The organism is Arthrobacter sp. B3I9 (assembly GCF_030816935.1).
Classification (GTDB): domain Bacteria; phylum Actinomycetota; class Actinomycetes; order Actinomycetales; family Micrococcaceae; genus Arthrobacter.
On the sequence record NZ_JAUSYO010000001.1, the window covers coordinates 2,130,430 to 2,148,314 of the forward strand.

Below are 17,885 nucleotides of genomic sequence, written 5' to 3' on the forward strand. Positions count from 1 at the left end.
GCGGGGCGTGCAGGAGAGCGCAGGAGCAGGTCCCGGGCATCCGGGCGACGGTGCCGTGACGGATGATTTTGGCCTGGTGGGGGTCCCGGACGCCTTCCAGCGTTTGTGGACCCCGCACCGGATGGCGTACATCAAGGGCGGCCAGCACCAGTTCAAGAACCAGGACGACTGCCCGTTTTGCGTTGCGCCGGACCGGAACGATGAGGATTCGCTCATCGTGTACCGCGGCCGGACCAGCTACGTGGTGCTGAACCTGTTCCCCTACAACCCGGGCCACCTGCTGGTCTGCCCGTACCGGCACATTCCCGACTACACGGATCTGACGGTCGAGGAAACCGCGGAGTTTGCCGAGCTGACCCAGACCGCCATGCGCGTGCTGCGGAAGGTCGCCAATCCCCCCGGCTTCAACCTGGGCATGAACCAGGGCGTCGCGGGCGGTGCAGGCGTCGCCGCGCACCTGCACCAGCACGTCGTGCCCCGGTGGGGCGGTGACGGGAACTTCTTCCCGATCATTGCCCAGACCAAGGCGATCACCCAGACCCTCGGGGAGGTCCGCGAGCAGGTTGCGGACGCCTGGCCCCAGGAGACGGGCAGCCCGCAGGGAACCGGCGCTTCGCCGGAAACTGCTGCCGGGGAGCCTCATGCTGAATAGGCACGCGCGCGGATTCTTCACCGCGTTGTTCTCCCCGCTCGCCCGCTGGCTGCTGAAGATCGGCGTCTCCCCGGACGCCGTCACCATCGTAGGAACCCTGGGCGTGGTTGTCGGTGCGCTGGTGCTCTACCCGCTGGGACAGCTCTGGTGGGGCACGCTGTTCATCACCGCCTTCATCTTTTCCGACGTCATTGACGGCATCATGGCACGGATGCAGCAGCGCCAGGGCCGCTGGGGCAACTTCCTGGACTCCACCCTTGACCGGGTGGCGGACGGTTCGCTGTTCGCCGGCCTCGCGGTCTGGTACTTCACCGGCGGCGCGGACACCCGGATAGCGGGGGCGGCCCTGGTCTGCCTGGTTCTCGGGATGGTGGTCTCCTACGCCCGGGCCAAGGCTGAGGCGCTGGGCTTCTCCGCCAACCTCGGAATAGCCGAGCGCGCCGAGAGGCTCGTGTCCGTTCTCGTCGTCACCGGGTTCACCGGCCTGGGCCTGCCAAGCGTGGTGCTCTTTGTGACGCTGTGCCTGCTGGCTTTGGCAAGCCTGGTCACGGTGGTGCAGCGGATCCTCGCGGTGCGCCGCCAGTCGCTTGCGGAGCCCGAAGGCACCGCCAGCGAGCAGCCGGCCTGAGGCCGCTGAGACCTCCCCGCGCATGTGTGACGGGAATTAAGCAGCATCGCGGCGGGGGACTAGTATAAGGATTACCGGCCAATGGATCCGGTAATCCGGTGTGTGCGAGAACGGCCACTGCGTGCCGCCCGCGCCCCGGCCAGGTTATCTATCTACCCATAGGGGTTTTTGTGTCTACACCAGATGTAAGCAGCGAAGCCGGCGCGTCCGCCCAGAACGTCACGGGCAGCAACCGCGTCAAGCGCGGCATGGCGGAGATGCTCAAGGGCGGCGTCATCATGGACGTCGTCAACGTCGAGCAGGCCCTCATCGCCGAAGATGCCGGTGCCGTGGCCGTGATGGCGCTGGAACGTGTTCCCGCCGACATCCGCGCCCAGGGCGGCGTGTCCCGCATGTCCGATCCCGACATGATCGACAAGATCATCGAAGCCGTGTCCATTCCGGTGATGGCCAAGGCCCGGATCGGCCACTTCGTCGAAGCCCAGGTCCTGCAGTCGCTCGGCGTGGACTACATCGACGAGTCCGAGGTCCTCACCCCGGCCGATTACACCAACCACATCGACAAGTGGAACTTCACCGTTCCGTTCGTCTGCGGTGCCACCAACCTCGGTGAGGCCCTGCGCCGCATCAACGAGGGCGCGGCCATGATCCGGTCCAAGGGCGAGGCCGGAACCGGCGATGTCTCCAACGCCACCACCCACATGCGCCAGATCCGCGCCGAGATCCGCCGGCTCGCCGGCCTGGCCGAGGACGAGCTCTACGTCGCCGCCAAGGAACTGCAGGCCCCGTACGAACTGGTCAAGGAAGTAGCCGCCACCGGCAAGCTCCCCGTCGTCCTGTTCACCGCAGGCGGCATCGCCACGCCGGCTGACGCCGCGATGATGATGCAGCTCGGCGCCGACGGCGTGTTCGTCGGCTCCGGCATCTTCAAGTCCGGCAACCCGGCCCAGCGTGCCGCCGCCGTCGTGAAGGCCACCACCTTCTTCGACGACCCGGACGTCATCGCCAAGGCCTCCCGCGGCCTGGGCGAGGCCATGGTCGGCATCAACGTGGACGAGATCCCGCAGCCGCACCGCCTCGCCGAGCGCGGCTGGTAATTGGCCGCCGCTCCTCCTGATTGAACGACGCCGGCCGGTCACCCTCCTGAGGTGACCGGCTGGCGTCGTTCTTTCCCATCGATTGCTCCGTACCGGCCCTTATGAGCCTCCAAAAGGGCCGTTACGGAGCAATCGATGAGGAGTCAGTCGAGGCCGCGGCGCTTCAGCAGCGGCTCGAGCTCCGCGTCGCGGCCCCGGAAGGCGCGGAACGACTCCAGCGGGTCCCGGCTGTTGCCACGCGACAGGAGTTCGGCCCGGAAGAAGTCGCCGTTGGTCCGGCTGAGTCCGCCGTTTTCCTTGAACCACTCCACGGTGTCGGCGTCCAGGACTTCACTCCAGATGTAGGAGTAGTAGCCCGCGGCATAGCCGGCGCCGGCGAAGATGTGCTGGAAGTACCCGCTCCGGTAGCGCGGCGGAATCAGGCCGTGCGCCACTCCTGCCGAGGCCAGGGCCTTGGCCTCGAACTCCAGCACGTCCTCGGGCACCCCGGAAGCGTCCAGCAGATGCCAGGCAAGGTCCAGCAGGGCGGCACCCAGGTACTCCGTGGTCCCGAAGCCTTCGCCCCAGAGCCGTGCAGCGTCGAGCTTGTCGGCCAACTCCTGGGCCAGCGCCTCACCCGTGACGTGGTGCCGTGCGTAGTTGGCGAGCACCTCCGGCCACATCATCCACATCTCGTTCACCTGCGACGGGTACTCCACGAAGTCACGCGGTACCGAGGTCCCGGAGAACCGCGGGTACGCCACGGAGGAGAAGAGCCCGTGCAGGGCGTGGCCGAACTCGTGGAAGGCGGTGCGGACCTCGTCGAGGGTCAAGAGCGTGGGTTCCCCGGCCGGCGGCTTGGAGATGTTGAGGTTGTTGATCACCACGGGCCGGGTGTCCAAAAGTCTGGACTGGTCCACGAGGGAGTTCATCCAGGCGCCGCCGCGCTTCGATTCCCGGGCGTAGTAATCGCCCAGGAACAAGCCAAGCCCGCTGCCGTCCGCGTCCCGCACCTCCCAGACGCGCACGTCCGGGTGGTAGCCCGCCAGGTCGGTGCGTTCGGCGAAGGTGACGCCGTACAGGGCGTGCGCGGCAAAGAACACACCATCATTGAGGACGCGGTCCAGCTCAAAGTAGGGGCGCAGGGCCTGCTCGTCCACGGAGTACCGTTCGCGCTTGACCTTCGCCGAGTAGTACGCCCAATCCCAGGCCTCCAACGGGTGGCCGGCAATTTCGGCCAGTGCTTCCGCCTCGGCATCGGCGTTGCGTACGGCCGCGGGCGCGAGCCGCTTCAGCATGGTCCGCACCGCCTCGACGTCGGGGGCGGTCTGCTGGTCCACGGTGAGCCCGGCGTAGTTGCTGAAGCCCAGGAGCTTCGCCTTCTCCGCACGGAGCCGGACCGTCTGTTTGACCAGATCCAGCACATCGAGGGGGCCGCCGCCGCTGCCGCGTCCGATCGAGGCCTCGTACAGCCTCCGGCGGACATCCCGGTTGTCCAGGGCAGCCAGTGCCGGCTGGTTGCTGGGCTGGATGAGCGTGAGCAGGTACTTGCCGTCGTGTCCGGCGGCACGGGCTGCCTCGGCCGCGCTGGCCACATCATCGGCCGGCAACCCGGCGAGCTCGGCGGAGTCATCCAGCAGCAGGGACGCGGATTTCATTCCGTCCTTGACCCGCTGGCCGTACTCCGTTCCCAGCCGCGGGCGAGCTCCGCGTTGATGGCCTTGAGCCGTTCCTGGTCCGCCTCATCCAGCTGGATGCCGGACTGGCGGAACTCCTTGAGGTATTCATCCACCAGCCGGGCGGATTCGGGATCAAGCTGGTCCGTCGCAATGGCGGCGAAGCGCTCGTACAGGCCCCGGTTCAGGTAGACGGCGTCCTGATGGGCCGAGAGAAGCGGGGACACCCGGGTTTCCAGTTCGCGGATGGCGTCCGAGGCGTCGGCGGAGGCAAGCGTGAAGAACGACGCCGTCGCACGCTGCAGCAGCTGCCCCGAGCGCTCCATCGCCAGCGCGGTGTTGTCGAAGGACGCCGGTCCCGGCGCCTCGACAATGGCCCGGATCTCGGCCAGATGCCCGGCCAGGCCGGCCTCGACCGCTTCGGCGTAGTGCCCGTCGACTATCTCGGCGAACGGCGGCAGGCCGAACGGCAGGGTGCTGGGGATCAGCAGGGGATTGGTCATGAAATGACTCTTTCACGAGGGCAGAAAGATCTCAACGGTCGCTTCGGCTCTTTGGAGCGGCGGGGACCTAGGATGACACACATGGGGAACTCCTCAGCAAGGCTGCCCGGCAGCCTCGGCGCCACCGCCGCATCGGTGGTTCTTGCGGCAGTCCTGGCCTCCTGCGGCCTGATCGGGGCCGGCCCGGACAACAACGCCCCAAGTTCCTCGGCCGCCGCCGGCGGGACGACAGGGGACGCCGCGACCGGCACCACTCCGGCGCCGGCCGCCTCGGCGCCGGCCGCCCCCACGTCGGCAGCCCCGCTGCCGACCCCGCTGCCGACCCCGGGCAAAGGGCCCGGCTGCGCCGCGGTCCGCTGCGTCACCGTCGCGTTCACCGGGGACATGCTGGTCCACGCCCAGCTCTGGGACCAGGCCCGCGAGGATGCCCGCAAGGCCGGTGTGCCCGGGCTGGACTTCGGCCCCATGCTGGAAGGTCAGCGGCGCTACCTCGCGGCGAGCGACCTAGCGATCTGCCATCTGGAGACTCCGGTGGCGGACGCTGCGGGGCCCTTCTCCGCGTACCCTTCCTTCAACGTGCCGCCGCAGATCATCCCCGCCGCCCGGGCGGTGGGCTACCAGGCCTGCACGACGGCGAGCAACCACACCATTGACCGTGGTACCGGGGGACTCGTCCGCACCCTCGACGCCCTGGACGCCGCCGGGGTGCAGCACACGGGCTCCTACCGCACGGAGGGTGAATCGGAGGGAGTCCTGATCCTGAAGACCCCGGCGGCAAAGATTGCCGTGGTAGCTGCCGCGTACGGCCTCAACGGGCAGAGCCCGGAGCAGCCCTGGCAGGTGGATCTGCTGGACCCGGAAGCCATGATCGCCAAAGCGCGGCGGGCCAGGGCCCTGGGCGCGGACATCGTGCTGGCCGCCATGCATGCCGGTGACGAGTACTCCAGCGAGCCGAACGCCCAGCAACGGGACGTCGCCCATGCACTGGTGGACAGCGGCCAGTTCAACCTCGTCTACGGCCACCACAGCCACTCGGTGCTGCCGGTCGAGCAGTACAAGGCAACCTGGATTGTCTACGGACTCGGCAACGGCATCACCGAACTCTCGCCCTGGTACGTCGTGAACAACGAAGGCCTGCTGGTCCGGGCGCAGTTCAGCCTGGACTCTGCCGGAACGTGGACCGCCTCCGATCTGGCCTGGGTGCCCTCGGTGATGGTCCGCGGACCCTACCGCTGGTGCTCGGTCGCTGCCGACGCGCCGCAGGGTCCGTGCGGCGGCGCCGCGGCCGACGCGGCAACGCGGCAACGCACCAAATCCGTCGTGGAGTCGCTGGGCGCCGCGTCGGCAGGGGTCCACGAGCTGCTCATCTCGAAAGAGCCCTAAGCTTGGGGACCATGGAGACCTTGCCTGAACGGCGGCGCACTGTCGCCTCGAAAGGCGCAGAACTAGCGGTGTTCGCATACGGGGCGGAGCCGGGCCCGAACGTTCCGACGCTGCTGTTGGTCCATGGCTACCCGGATGACCATCGGGTGTACCTGCCCGCCATCCGGGACCTCGCCCATACCCATCACGTGGTTGCCTACGACACGCGGAACGCCGGGGCCTCCGCCGTCGTCGACTTCCCGGGCGACTTCAGCCTGGCAACACTGGTCGACGACATGTTCGCCGTGCTGGACGCCGTCGGCGCCGCCGGCGTCCACCTCGTCGGACACGACTGGGGGTCTATCCAAGGCTGGGCCGCGGTCCAGGACCCTCGGGCTGCGGGGCGGATCGGCCGGTACACCAGCATCTCCGGCCCCGACCTGGGGCACTTTGGGCGCTGGGTCCGCAGCAGGCTTTCGAGGCCCGCCGCCTGGCCGCAGCTGGCGGGCCAGCTGCTCCGCAGCTCGTATGTCGGCGTCTTCCTGCTGCCGAAGCTGCCGGATGCGGCCTGGCGGCTCTTCCTCACCCGCCGCTATGAACAGTGGGTGGAGCGCGACGTCGGCGCTGACCCCGTCCGCGGGCTCGCCCTCTACCGGGCCAACATCTTTTCGGGCGGTACCCGCACGGCCGGCCGGCGTGTAGGCCTTCCTGTCCAGGTTGTGGTGCCGGTCCGTGATCCGTTCCTGTCGCCGGCCCTTGCGGAGGGGCTGGAGGAGTGGGTGGAGGACCTCACCGTCATCCGGGTGGACGGCGGCCATTGGTGGCCCGCCTCCCGGCCTGCGGAGTTCGCCGGGCTGCTCCGCGGCAGCTTCTCCAACAAGTAGCGGCGGCGTCTCACTTCGCAGGGTAAGGTGCACGGACAGGAGGCATAGATGGCAAGGACTGAAGCGGCCGCACGCGCTGCCAGGGTCGGCACGTTCCGCAACGGCATGGAGTACCTGGGCTGGGGCGAGGGGCCGAAGACGCTGCTGTTCCTCCAGGGCGGCCCGGGGAGTGCCGTGCCGCGGGGGCTGATGCGCCGGCTGTACCGGCGCCAGTTCGAGCCGTATCTGGCCGCCGGCTTCGCCGTGTGGATCGTCACGCGGCGCAGGAACATGCCGCCCGCGCACACGATGTCCGACATGGCGGACGACTACGCCAGGGTGATCGAGGAGGAATTCGGCGGCCGGGTCGACCTCGTCGTCGCCGAGTCGTTCGGCGGAATGGTCGGGCAGTATCTGGCGGCGCTGCACCCGGATTCGTTCGGCCGGATCGCGCTCATCATCACGGCCGCGGAGCTCAGCGACTGGGGCAAGGACATCGATTCCCGGATGGCCGAGGCCCTGGCCAGCGGCGACCCCCGGCGCGCCGGGACGGTCTTCACCGAATACCTGTTGACGGGCAGGCACACGCGGTGGCTGCGCCGACTGCTGGGACCGCTCATCGGCGGGGGACTGTCGGCCGGCTCGGACTACCCGCCCGAAGACCTGCTGACAGAGGCCAGGGCGGAGCGGCTCTTCAACTCACGTGCCGTGCTGCCCCTGATCCAGGGGCCCGTCCTGCTCATCTGCGGCGGCAGCGACCGGTTCTTTCCGGCGGACGTTGCCGTCGAGACGGCCGGGCTTATCCCCGACTGCACCCTGGTCACCTACAAGGGCCAGGGGCATCTCCGGGTCGGCTCCAGCAATCGGGTGGCCCGGGACGTGCTGGCGTTCGTCAACCGGTCCTGAGTCAGAGTTCCCGGGTCATAAACACGCTGTTGGGATCCAGGACGTAGCCGGCAAACGGAGCGCACACTTCAAATCCGTGGCGCTCATAGAGCCGGCGTGCGGGGGCGAAGTACTCCTGGCTTCCGGTCTCCAGGAACAACCGTATGTAGCCGCCGTCCACGGCCTCCGCCATGATGCGCGCCAGCAGAGCGCCCGCTATTCCCCGGCCCCGGGCGTGCGCCGCAGTGCGCATGGACTTGATTTCACCCTCGCCCGGCCCGATCTCCTTCAGCGCCCCGCAGCCGAGGACCTCGGTGCCCTGCCGGCCGGTCCAGAAGGTGATGCCCGGGCCGGAGAGGGCCGCCGGTGCGAGGGCATGGACGCTTTCGGCCGGGGAGGTGGCGAACATGTCCGCCAGATGCCCCGCCAGGAGCTCCCGTACGTCCTCATGCCCCGGATCATCCCGCTCGATCCTGATCACCGCAGCTCGCTCTCAGTCAAAAAGACCCAGCGGGCCATCAGCGCGGCCGGCGGGCCGCGTGTTCGCGGGCAAGGACCGCGTAGGAGTCGTCCGGGCTGCCGGGGGAGAAGCTGCCGTACTTGCGTTCGACGGCGGTCCGGATCAGGAAGTCCGCCAGCTGGGGGTTCTTCGGCAGCAGGGAGCCATGCAGGTAGCTCGCCACGATGTTGCGGTACCGGGCCCCTTCTTGGCCGTCGTTGCTGTTGTTCCCGGTGCCCTTGGCAGTCGTCCCCAAGGGGGTGACGCCGGGGCCGAGGCTGGTCTGGCCGCTGTGGTTTTCATACCCCAGGATGCTGCCGAATTCCGGGGAGGATACCGCGACGTTGCCGATCAGCCGCTCGTCGGTGCCGTGCGTCTCCACGTCCAGGACGCCGATTCCGGGAATGACCGATCCCGTCCGCGTCTTGAAGAACTTTCCGAACAACTGGTACAGGCCACAGATCAGCAGCATCGGCGTGCCGTTCTCGGCCAGGTCCTTCAGCGCTGACTCCCGGGAGAGCAGGTCGTCCTGGATCACGAGCTGTCCGCTGTCCTGCCCGCCACCGCCGACGATCAGGTCAACGTCCGCGGGGAAGTCGTCGCCCACGTTGTATTCCAGCAGCTGGGGCGTGTAACCATGCCAGCGGAGGCGCTGCGCGAGGACCAGCGCATTGCCCCAGTCGCCGTAGATGTTCATGTCGCGGGGATACAGCTGCAGGACGCGGATGGTCCCTTTGCTCGGGGAGGCGTCCTCGGGCGGGAGCCTGTGACCGAAGGACAGGTGTTGGCCGGGCTGCTCCGACGGCTGCTGGGGGGTCATGAGACCACCTCCACTGTAGTGATTTTGGACAGCTCACGGCGGATGGCCAGCATGGCTGTGTAGGTGCAGAAGATCCGTTTCGGCTTGTCCTTGGCGTCGCGGATGAAGGATGCCAGCGCAGGTGAGATCTCGGTGTTCACGGCCCCGATCGGCACCTCGTCGTACTGCAGCCGGAGGGCCATGTCGTAGGCCCGGGAGCCGCTCAGCTGTTCCACGCCGCCGTCGCGCAGGGTGTCGAACTCGACATCCCAGAGCCAGGACATGTCCCGCCCGTCGGCGTAGTTGTCGTTGATCGCGATCATGGTGGCGTAGCCCGCGGCCGGGAACGATTTGAGGCCGAGCCGGAAGCCGCTCGGGTTCTTCACCAGCACCAGTTCCAGCGGCAGGCCATCGACCACGAGGCTTTCGCCGCGGCCGAACGCCGGCGCCACCCGGGACAGGGCGGTGAGCAGGCCGTCGTTGTCCGCGACGGCGGATCTGCCCTTGACCGCGATGGCGCGGGCCAGGGTCAGCGCGGCGGCCGCGTTGAAGATGTTGTAGACGCCGCGCAGCTTCATCGCCGTGGTGACGGTGGCGCCGTCGTACTCAAAATCCGCGTCGTCCGCACCTACACGGCGGAGTACGACGTCGGCCCGCGGCCGGACCGGGACCGGCGGGACCGGGCTGCCGGGGGCCGCGCGCATCTCGTCATCGTTGGGGAAGGTGCTCAGCAGGGAGTCATCCAGTCCGAAGTACAGGACCTCGGGCCCGTCGATGGCCTCGGCGATCCGGGCCACCCGGGGGTCCTCCCTGTTCAGCACGACGGTCCCGGTGGTCTTGGACGCGATGTGCTCCAGCAGCTGCGCGGTCTTGTCGATCTCGCCGAAGCGGTCCAGCTGGTCCCGCAGGACGTTGAGCAGCAGGCAATAACGCGGCGGCACGCTGTTGACGAAGTGCACGGCGTGCGCTTCGTCAAGCTCCAGCACCGCGACGTCGGCGCTGAGCCGCCCGCGCCAGTCCACCTCGCCGAGCAGGGCGGCGGCGACACCGCGGGTGAAATTGCTGCCCGTGCGGTTGGTGAAAACCTTCAAGCCCTGGCTTTCCAGCAGTTCCACCACCATTTTGGTGGTGGTGGTCTTGCCGTTCGTTCCGCTGACGACGGCGACGCCGAGCGGCAGCGTGGACAGTGTCCTCTGCATGAAGCCGGGGTCGATTTTCTCGACCACCAGACCGGGAAGGGCCGAGCCTCCGCCCCTCAGCCGGGAGGCCCTGCGGACCAGTTTGCCGAGCGGAACACTGAAGTAAAACATGCTCTGTAATATATCCCAGCGGCGGCATGGAGGCCTGCAAAGGCTGTCCCGGTGCGGCTAAGCGGAGCCCCGGGCATTATGCTGACAGCATGACCACCCCCCTTATTTCCCCGCGTGGTACCCGCGTGGGATCCGGCCTGAGGATCGGCGTCCTGGCGCTCCAGGGCGACTTCCGGGAACACCTGCACGCGGTGGAGGCCGCCGGCGCGGCCGGCATCGGCGTGCGCCGCCCGGCTGAGCTTGACGGCCTCGACGGCCTGATTATTCCCGGCGGGGAATCGACCACGATCGACAAGCTGTCAAGGATCTTCGAGCTCCGGGAGCCGTTGCGCGATCGCATCCACGCCGGACTGCCGGTCTACGGCTCCTGCGCGGGCATGATCCTGCTGGCCGACGACATCGCCGACCCCGCCCAGGACCTCGCCGGACAACCGCAGCAGACGTTCGGCGGCCTCGATATCACCGTGCGCCGCAACGCCTTCGGCCGGCAGCGCGAGTCCTTCGAGACGGACCTGGAATTCAAGGGGCTGGACTTCAGCGCCGGCGATTCCGGCGTGCCCCCCGTGCACGCCGTCTTCATCCGCGGGCCCTGGGTGGAACGCGTCGGGCCCGGCGTCGAAGTCCTGGCACAGGTGGAACCGTCCCGTGCGGGCCACCCGGAATCCCTCGAGGGGACGGCTAGAATTGTTGCTGTGCGGTCCGGCCAGCTGCTGGCCACCTCCTTCCACCCGGAAGTCACAGGAGAGAAGCGCGTGCACGAACTGTTTATTCGAATGATCAGAGGAGAAGCGTAAAGCATGTCAGGCCACTCCAAATGGGCGACAACGAAGCATAAGAAGGCCATCCTCGACAGCCGCCGCGCCAAGTCGTTCGCCAAGCTGATCAAGAACATCGAAGTCGCAGCACGCATGGGCGGACCCGACCTGGCCGGTAACCCGAGCCTGGAACTGGCTGTCACCAAGGCCAAGAAGACGTCTGTTCCGGCGGACAACATCGACCGCGCCATCAAACGCGGTGCCGGCCTCACCGGTGAAGTCGTCGATTACACCGAGATCATGTACGAATGCCGTGGCCCGCAGGGCTCGGCGCTGCTGATCGAGTGCCTCACGGACAACAAGAACCGTGCCGCCTCGGAAGTCCGCCTCGCCATCTCCCGCAATGGCGGCACCATCGCCGATCCGGGTTCGGTCAGCTACCTCTTCAGCCGCAAGGGCGTCGTCTCGCTGCCGAAGAACGGCCTCAGCGAGGATGACGTGCTGATGGCGGTCCTGGACGCGGGTGCCGAGGAAGTCAAGGACAACGGCGACAGCTTCGAGATCCACTCCGAGCCGACCGACCTTCAGGCCATCCGGGACGCGCTCAAGGAAGCCGGCATCGACTACGACACGGACGAAGCCGAATTCGTGCCGTCCATGGAAGTGCCGCTGGACCTCGACGCAGCCAAGAAGTTCATGAAGCTCGTCGACGCCCTCGAGGACCTCGACGACGTCCAGAACGTGTACAGCAACGCCGACCTCAGCGACGAAGTGCAGGCCGCACTGGAAGCAGAGTGACCCTTCGCGTCCTCGGCGTCGATCCGGGCCTCACCCGCTGCGGGATCGGCGTCGTGGACGTCGAAAAAAACCGCCGCGCCACCATGGTGGCGTTCGGCGTCGTGGGGACCTCGCCCGAGGAAAACCTCGACCAGCGGCTGCTCGTCATCGCCACATCCATTGACGACTGGCTGGACCGCTATGAACCGCACGTTCTTGCCGTCGAACGCGTCTTCTCGCAACTCAACGTCAGCACCGTGATGGGGGTGGCGCAGGCCTCCGGCGTGGTGATCGCCTCCGCTGCACGCCGGGGGATCCCGGTTGCGCTGCACACGCCCTCCGAGGTCAAGGCGGCCGTCACCGGAAGCGGAACGTCCAACAAGGACGCCGTCACCAAGCTGGTGACCAAGATCCTCCGCCTCGACGCCCCGCCCCGCCCGGCCGATGCCGCCGATGCGCTGGCGCTGGCGATCACGCATGCCTGGCGGGCCGGCAGCGGAGCCGCGGTGGCGACCACCGGGCCCGGCAGCCAGTCGTTGACTCCCGCCCAGCGGGCCTGGGCGGATGCCGAGGCGAAGGCGCGGCGTGCACGGTGAATGTCCTGGGCGCTTGCTAGGGTATTCGTAGATATGTTCGGATGGCCGGTTCTTCCGGCTGCAAACCAGGAGCCCGGCCTTGATCAGTTTTCTCCGCGGAACCGTAGCGCACGTCGGCCTGTCCTCGGCGGTGATCGACCTCAACGGCGCCGGCATGAGCGTGAACGCGACGCCGCAGACCCTCAGCAGCCTCACAGTGGGTGAGGAGGGAAAGCTGTTCACCTCCCTGATCGTCCGGGAGGACTCGCTCACCCTGTTCGGCTTCTCCAGCGATGACGAACGCGAGGTGTTCGACATCCTGCTGAGCGTCAGCGGCGTCGGCCCCCGCCTCGCGCTGGCCGTGCTGGCCGTGCACGAACCCGAAGCGATCCGGGTGGCCGCCCATTCCGGCGACGGCAAGTCCTTCACGAAGGTGCCCGGGATCGGGCCGAAGGTGGCCGGCCGGATCGTCCTGGAGCTGGCCGGCAAGCTGGTGCCGCACGGCTCCGGCGCCGGCGCCGGAGCCGCAGCTGCCGTCCGCTCCGCTGAAGCGGTCTGGAAGCCGCAGGTTGTCGCCGCCATGACCAGCCTTGGCTGGTCCGAAAAGGACGCCACGTCCAGCATCGACAAGTCACTGACGGATTCCCCCGAGCTGGCAGAGCAGGGCAACGTGGCCGAAATCCTGCGGGCCACGCTGCGCTGGCTTGGCCAGGACGGCGCCCGCGCCGGCAACAGGGTAGGCGCGCGTGGCTGAACCGTCCCTCGTCGGCGGGGGAGAGGAACCGGAGGAGCGGGTCATCGAGGCTGCGCTCCGGCCCAAGAACCTGCATGACTTCGTGGGCCAGCACCGCGTCCGCAAGCAGCTCTCACTGGTCCTGGAGGCTTCCCGGATGCGGGGACGCAGTGCCGACCACGTGCTCCTCTCCGGGCCTCCCGGGCTCGGCAAGACCACGCTCTCGATGATCATCGCCGCCGAGATGAACGCCCCGCTGCGGATCAGCAGCGGGCCGGCGATCCAGCATGCCGGCGATCTCGCCGCCATCCTCTCCTCCCTTTCGGAAGGGGAGGTCCTGTTCCTCGACGAGATCCACCGGATGTCGCGGCCGGCCGAGGAGATGCTCTACATGGCCATGGAGGACTTCCGCGTCGACATCGTCGTCGGCAAGGGGGCCGGCGCCACCGCCATCCCGCTTGAACTGCCTCCCTTCACCCTGGTCGGCGCCACCACCCGCGCCGGGCTCCTGCCGGGCCCGCTCCGTGACCGCTTCGGCTTCACCGGCCACCTGGAGTTCTATTCGGTGGAGGAGCTCGAGCTCGTTCTGCGCCGCTCGGCGGGCCTGCTGGACCTCAAGGTCAACTCCGCCGGGTTCAGCGAGATCGCCGGACGCTCCCGGGGCACACCGCGCATCGCCAACCGGCTCCTGCGCCGGGTCCGGGACTGGGCGCTGGTGCACGGGATCGAACAGATCGATGCCCGGGCGGCCTCCGCGGCGCTGGACATGTACGAGGTGGACAAGCGCGGCCTGGACCGGCTGGACCGCGCCGTACTGGAAGCACTGATTACGAAGTTCGGAGGCGGTCCCGTGGGCCTGTCCACCCTCGCGATCGCTGTCGGCGAGGAAACGGAGACCGTGGAAACGGTGGCGGAGCCCTACCTCGTCCGCGAGGGGCTGCTGGGCCGGACGCCCCGGGGCCGGATCGCTTTGGCTCCGGCGTGGAGCCACCTTGGCTACGCCGTGCCTGCCGGAATCTTCGGGCAGGACCCGCTGGAACTGTTCGCGGCCCCGGACGCCGCTGAGGATACCGGTGTGCCAGCGGATCCGGAATGGATCCGTAACAGTCAGTAGCAGCTTGCAGGGATGTTTCCCTTTAGACTGGTTTAACGCTCGGCACGTTCGGGTCTTTGCTTCTATGCGCGGCATGTATCAGGCCGATGCTGGCCGGGCATGGTTTTCTGGCGGATACAAACTGCCGGACAGGCCGCCGCATGGCCCGGAGTGAAGCGGACGTTGCTGAAACCCAGCTACGCAAGTACAGAACGGAACTTTCCCCTTGGATCCAATGACAATTCTCCTGTTCGTCATGCTTGGCGTGTTCGTCTTTATGATGTTCCGCCGCAATAAAAAGACGCAGCAGCAGCAGACGGAACTCCAGTCGAAGTTCGGCCCCGGCGTCGAGGTCATGACCAGCTTCGGACTTTTCGGCCGCATCGTGGAAATCGACGAGGAAGAGAACAAAGTCCTGCTCGAACTTTCCCCGGGCAACACCGCCACTGTGCACCGCCAGGCCGTCACCAAGATTGTTGAACCTGTTGTTGCAGCCGAGGAGCCGACCGTTGTTCCCGACGATGCCTCCGCACTGACCGCCGGAGCAGCGGACAGCCCCGCCAACGACACCCTGCGCAATGACAGCACCCTGCGCAATGACAACACGCTCCGCAACGGCAGCACCCTGCGCAACGAGACTCCCGACGAAACGTTGCGCCGCCTCAATGACGAAGGCAAGAAAGACAGCTAGTCTGCCCATCTGAGCCATCCCGCAGCACCGGTTGCGGGCATCCGCCGGTGCAGGTCTTCGGGCCCGCGCCGGCGGTTCCTCCGTAATTAATAGAAAGATCGACAATGGCACGAACTGGCCCCAAAAACCCAGCCCTCAGGGTGCTGGTCTGGCTCGGCGTTATTCTCGCCGTCCTGACTGCCGTCCTGGCGGGCGGCACCATGGCCGGCCAGGCGAGCTGGGCTCCCAAGCTCGCCCTGGACCTTGAAGGCGGAACGCAGATGATCCTCGCCCCCAAGGTCGAGGGCGGTTCGGACATCAACGAAGAGCAACTCAACCAGGCCGTGGCGATCATCCGCCAGCGTGTGGACGGCTCGGGCGTCGCGGAAGCTGAAATCAGCACGCAGTCCGGCCGCAACGTCGTCGTAAGCCTCCCGGGCACCCCTTCGAAGGAAACCCGCGCCCTGATCCAGGCCTCCGCCGACATGAACTTCCGGCCGGTCCTGCAGTCCGGTGCCGGCGCAGCGGTCCCGGCCGAGTCACGGACCCCGGTCGAGCAGCTGCCGAAACCCACCGCGGAGCCCGCCAACAGCAGCGACGACAACTGGATCACCCCCGAGATCTACCAGCAGTTCGAGGCGCTGGACTGTGACAACCCGTCGCAGGACAAGCAGGAGCGCTCGGACCCGGCCAAGCCGCTGGTCACCTGCGAGCCCGCCGCTGCCGGCTCTCCCGCGATCAAGTACATTCTTGGTCCCGTCGAGGTGAAGGGCTCGAACATCAAGGGTTCGTCCTTCCAGCTCCAGCGCGGAGCGCAGGGGGCGGTCACCAACGAGTGGGCCGTCAACATCCAGTTCGACGACGAGGGCACCGCAAAGTTCAAGGAAGTCACCGAGCGGCTGTACCAGTTCTACAGCGCCGCAGGCGGCGCGACCGGTACCGACCCGAAGGCCCAGTTCGCCATTGTCCTCGACGACCAGGTCATTTCCGCCCCGCGTTCCCTCGCCGTCATCACCGACGGGCGCCCCCAGATCACCGGCGGGTTCACGGAGGCGTCTGCGAAGGCGCTCTCGGACCAGCTGCGGTTCGGCGCCCTGCCGATCAGCTTCGAAATCCAGAGCGAACAGCAGATCTCGGCAACGCTCGGCGGGGAACAGCTCCGGATGGGCATGCTCGCCGGCCTGATCGGCCTGCTCCTCGTGGTGGTCTACTCGCTGTTCCAGTACCGGGCGCTCGGCTTCGTCACCGTCGCATCCCTCGTGGTGGCAGGCGCACTGACGTACCTGGCCATCGCCATCCTGGGCTGGACCGAAAACTACCGCCTGTCCCTCGCCGGCGTCGCGGGCCTCATCGTCGCGATCGGCCAGACGGCGGACTCGTTCATCGTCTACTTCGAACGCATCCGTGACGAGCTCCGTGAGGGCCGCGGCCTCGTGTCCGCGGTGGAGAACGGGTGGAAGCGCGCCAAGCGGACCGTCCTGGCATCCAAGGCCGTAAACCTCCTCGCCGCCCTCGTGCTGTACTTCGTGGCGGTCGGCAACGTCCGGGGCTTCGCGTTCACGCTCGGCCTCACCGCAATCGCAGACCTTATCGTCGTCTTCATGTTCACCCACCCCACCCTGAGGCTGCTGGCTCGCACCCGGTTCTTTGGGGAGGGACACCGGTTCTCCGGGCTTGACCCGAAGCGCCTCGGCGCGGTTCCGCTGTACCGGGGTGCCGGCCGGATCCGCACTCCGCAGGACAAGCCCGCGGTGGCAGTCCGCGCCAAGAACACCGGCGCCACAGCCGAGGCCGAACGCCGGATGACCATCGCTGAGCGCCGCCTTGCGGAACGTCAGGACCAGGAAAAGCAGGGCCAGCTTGCTGGTTCCTCCAAGAGTTCGTCCAAGGAGGGCAAGTAAATGGCCAGCTTCGCTACTTTCGGTAATGAGCTGTATACCGGCAAACGCTCGTACGACTTCGTCGGTGCCAAGAAGATCTGGTTCCTGATCGCTGCGGTCGCCGTCGCGCTCTCGATCCTGCTTCCGGTGGCCAAGGGCGGATTCAACCTCGGCATCGAGTTCCGAGGCGGATCCGAATTCACGGTATCCAACGTCCAGACCACGGACCCGGCTGTCGGCGAGAAGGCCGTCACGGATGTGGTCTCCGGCAGCGTGCCGCGCGTGGCGAACGTCGCCGGGAACACGATGCGCATCCAGACGGACAAACTCACGGACGACGAGACCCTGCAGATCAAGGACGGCCTCACCAAGGCCTACGGCGTCACCCAGAACGAGGTGACATCCACGTTCGTCGGACCCACCTGGGGAGCAGACGTCACCAAGCAGGCCCTGCTGGGCCTGGTGATCTTCGTCGGCCTCGCCGCTGTACTGATGGCGCTCTACTTCCGCACCTGGAAGATGTCGCTGTCTGCGATTGCCGGCATGCTCGTGACGATGTTCATCACGGCCGGGGTCTACGCCCTCAGCGATTTCGAGGTGACGCCCTCGGCCATCATCGGATTCCTGACAGTGCTCAGCTACTCGCTGTACGACACCGTGGTGGTATTCGACAAGATCCGCGAAAATACCCACGACCTGCAGGCGTCCACGCGCCGGACTTTCGCTGAGGAGGTGAACCTCGCGGTCAACCAGACGCTGGTCCGTTCCATCAACACCATGATGGTGGCCATCCTGCCCGTCGGCGCCATCCTCTTCATCGGTGCCGGACTCCTGGGCGCCGGTACGCTGCGGGACCTCTCCCTGGCGCTGTTCGTCGGCATCCTGATCGGAACGGCCGCAACGATCTTCATCGCCGCCCCGCTCTACGCCTGGCTGCGCCAGAACGAACCCGACCTGGTCAAACAGGCCAAACGCGTTGAGCAGCGCCGGGCCGAGGCCGCGGCCAGGAACACGCAGCCGGCCACGGCCTGACCGGCGGAAGATCCGCCGGGTCGGGTCCGACGGGCCGGAGAACGTCATTCGTGACGCTCTCCGGCCCGTCGCCGTTTCCGGCCCGGTTATCGAAGTATCCTGCCACGGGAATAGACT

Annotated in this window: 17 protein-coding genes and 1 pseudogene; 14 read left to right on the plus strand and 4 right to left on the minus strand. The window is 67.4% G+C overall.

The features are described 5' to 3' along the window. Positions 1 to 7 precede the first annotated feature (7 nt). From QFZ65_RS10055 to pdxS, 3 genes are all read left to right on the plus strand, one after another. The gene (locus tag QFZ65_RS10055) at positions 8 to 652 is read left to right on the plus strand and encodes an HIT domain-containing protein (protein ID WP_306910018.1); all 645 of its coding nucleotides are present in this window, start codon (positions 8 to 10) and stop codon (positions 650 to 652) included. Next, the gene (gene pgsA, locus QFZ65_RS10060; RefSeq protein WP_306910020.1) at positions 642 to 1,280 is read left to right on the plus strand and encodes a phosphatidylinositol phosphate synthase; all 639 of its coding nucleotides are present in this window, start codon (positions 642 to 644) and stop codon (positions 1,278 to 1,280) included. The genes QFZ65_RS10055 and pgsA overlap by 11 nt, the downstream gene beginning before the upstream one ends. Before the next feature lie 170 nt (positions 1,281 to 1,450). Further along, positions 1,451 to 2,377: a pyridoxal 5'-phosphate synthase lyase subunit PdxS gene (pdxS, locus tag QFZ65_RS10065; RefSeq protein WP_306910022.1), complete on the plus strand. Its 927-nt coding sequence runs from the start codon at positions 1,451 to 1,453 to the stop codon at positions 2,375 to 2,377. Positions 2,378 to 2,520: 143 nt separating this feature from the next. On the opposite strand, the pseudogene QFZ65_RS10070 reads toward pdxS, so the two are convergent. Next, positions 2,521 to 4,535 (minus strand): annotated as a pseudogene (locus QFZ65_RS10070) (M3 family metallopeptidase). Positions 4,536 to 4,616: 81 nt separating this feature from the next. On the opposite strand from QFZ65_RS10070, the gene QFZ65_RS10075 reads away from it, so the two are divergent. Genes QFZ65_RS10075 through QFZ65_RS10085 form a run of 3 tightly spaced genes read left to right on the plus strand, consistent with a single transcriptional unit; the run spans position 4,617 to position 7,666 of the window. After that, positions 4,617 to 5,918 carry a CapA family protein gene (locus tag QFZ65_RS10075; protein WP_306910024.1) on the plus strand — a complete coding sequence of 434 codons (1,302 nt, stop codon included), beginning with the start codon at positions 4,617 to 4,619 and terminating at the stop codon, positions 5,916 to 5,918. Between the two features lie 11 nt (positions 5,919 to 5,929). Continuing rightward, entirely contained in the window at positions 5,930 to 6,781 is an 852-nt protein-coding gene (locus tag QFZ65_RS10080; protein WP_306910026.1) for an alpha/beta fold hydrolase, read from the plus strand. 48 nt (positions 6,782 to 6,829) lie between these two features. Then, entirely contained in the window at positions 6,830 to 7,666 is an 837-nt protein-coding gene (locus tag QFZ65_RS10085; RefSeq protein ID WP_306910029.1) for an alpha/beta fold hydrolase, read from the plus strand. 1 nt (position 7,667) lies between these two features. On the opposite strand, the gene QFZ65_RS10090 is transcribed toward QFZ65_RS10085, so the two are convergent. Genes QFZ65_RS10090 through QFZ65_RS10100 form a run of 3 tightly spaced genes read right to left on the minus strand, consistent with a single transcriptional unit; the run spans position 7,668 to position 10,253 of the window. After that, the gene (locus QFZ65_RS10090; RefSeq protein WP_306910032.1) at positions 7,668 to 8,126 is read right to left on the minus strand and encodes a GNAT family N-acetyltransferase; all 459 of its coding nucleotides are present in this window, start codon (positions 8,124 to 8,126) and stop codon (positions 7,668 to 7,670) included. A gap of 37 nt (positions 8,127 to 8,163) precedes the next feature. After that, positions 8,164 to 8,964: a type 1 glutamine amidotransferase gene (locus QFZ65_RS10095; protein WP_306910033.1), complete on the minus strand. Its 801-nt coding sequence runs from the start codon at positions 8,962 to 8,964 to the stop codon at positions 8,164 to 8,166. After that, positions 8,961 to 10,253, minus strand: a complete 1,293-nt coding sequence (locus tag QFZ65_RS10100) for a Mur ligase family protein (RefSeq protein ID WP_306910035.1) — start codon at positions 10,251 to 10,253, stop codon at positions 8,961 to 8,963. Before QFZ65_RS10100 ends, QFZ65_RS10095 begins: the two co-directional genes overlap by 4 nt. 89 nt (positions 10,254 to 10,342) lie before the next feature. Here QFZ65_RS10100 and pdxT point away from each other — a divergent pair, with 89 nt between their 5' ends. The 8 genes from pdxT (at position 10,343) to secF (ending at position 17,768) form a co-directional block, all read left to right on the plus strand. Continuing rightward, a complete protein-coding gene (gene pdxT, locus QFZ65_RS10105; RefSeq protein WP_306910036.1) occupies positions 10,343 to 11,047 on the plus strand; it encodes a pyridoxal 5'-phosphate synthase glutaminase subunit PdxT in 705 nt (234 codons plus the stop codon). A 3-nt stretch (positions 11,048 to 11,050) separates the two neighbouring features. Continuing rightward, a complete protein-coding gene (locus QFZ65_RS10110) occupies positions 11,051 to 11,806 on the plus strand; it encodes a YebC/PmpR family DNA-binding transcriptional regulator (RefSeq protein ID WP_306910038.1) in 756 nt (251 codons plus the stop codon). Then, the gene (ruvC, locus tag QFZ65_RS10115) at positions 11,803 to 12,381 is read left to right on the plus strand and encodes a crossover junction endodeoxyribonuclease RuvC (RefSeq protein ID WP_306910040.1); all 579 of its coding nucleotides are present in this window, start codon (positions 11,803 to 11,805) and stop codon (positions 12,379 to 12,381) included. Before QFZ65_RS10110 ends, ruvC begins: the two co-directional genes overlap by 4 nt. A 79-nt stretch (positions 12,382 to 12,460) precedes the next feature. Next, positions 12,461 to 13,114, plus strand: a complete 654-nt coding sequence (gene ruvA / locus QFZ65_RS10120; protein ID WP_306910042.1) for a Holliday junction branch migration protein RuvA — start codon at positions 12,461 to 12,463, stop codon at positions 13,112 to 13,114. After that, entirely contained in the window at positions 13,107 to 14,207 is a 1,101-nt protein-coding gene (gene ruvB, locus QFZ65_RS10125; protein ID WP_306910046.1) for a Holliday junction branch migration DNA helicase RuvB, read from the plus strand. The genes ruvA and ruvB overlap by 8 nt, the downstream gene beginning before the upstream one ends. A gap of 214 nt (positions 14,208 to 14,421) precedes the next feature. Next, the gene (gene yajC / locus QFZ65_RS10130) at positions 14,422 to 14,877 is read left to right on the plus strand and encodes a preprotein translocase subunit YajC (RefSeq protein ID WP_306910049.1); all 456 of its coding nucleotides are present in this window, start codon (positions 14,422 to 14,424) and stop codon (positions 14,875 to 14,877) included. A gap of 104 nt (positions 14,878 to 14,981) precedes the next feature. Further along, positions 14,982 to 16,757, plus strand: a complete 1,776-nt coding sequence (secD, locus tag QFZ65_RS10135; RefSeq protein ID WP_306910051.1) for a protein translocase subunit SecD — start codon at positions 14,982 to 14,984, stop codon at positions 16,755 to 16,757. Further along, the gene (gene secF, locus QFZ65_RS10140; protein ID WP_306910052.1) at positions 16,758 to 17,768 is read left to right on the plus strand and encodes a protein translocase subunit SecF; all 1,011 of its coding nucleotides are present in this window, start codon (positions 16,758 to 16,760) and stop codon (positions 17,766 to 17,768) included. It begins immediately after the preceding gene. Positions 17,769 to 17,885 lie beyond the last annotated feature (117 nt).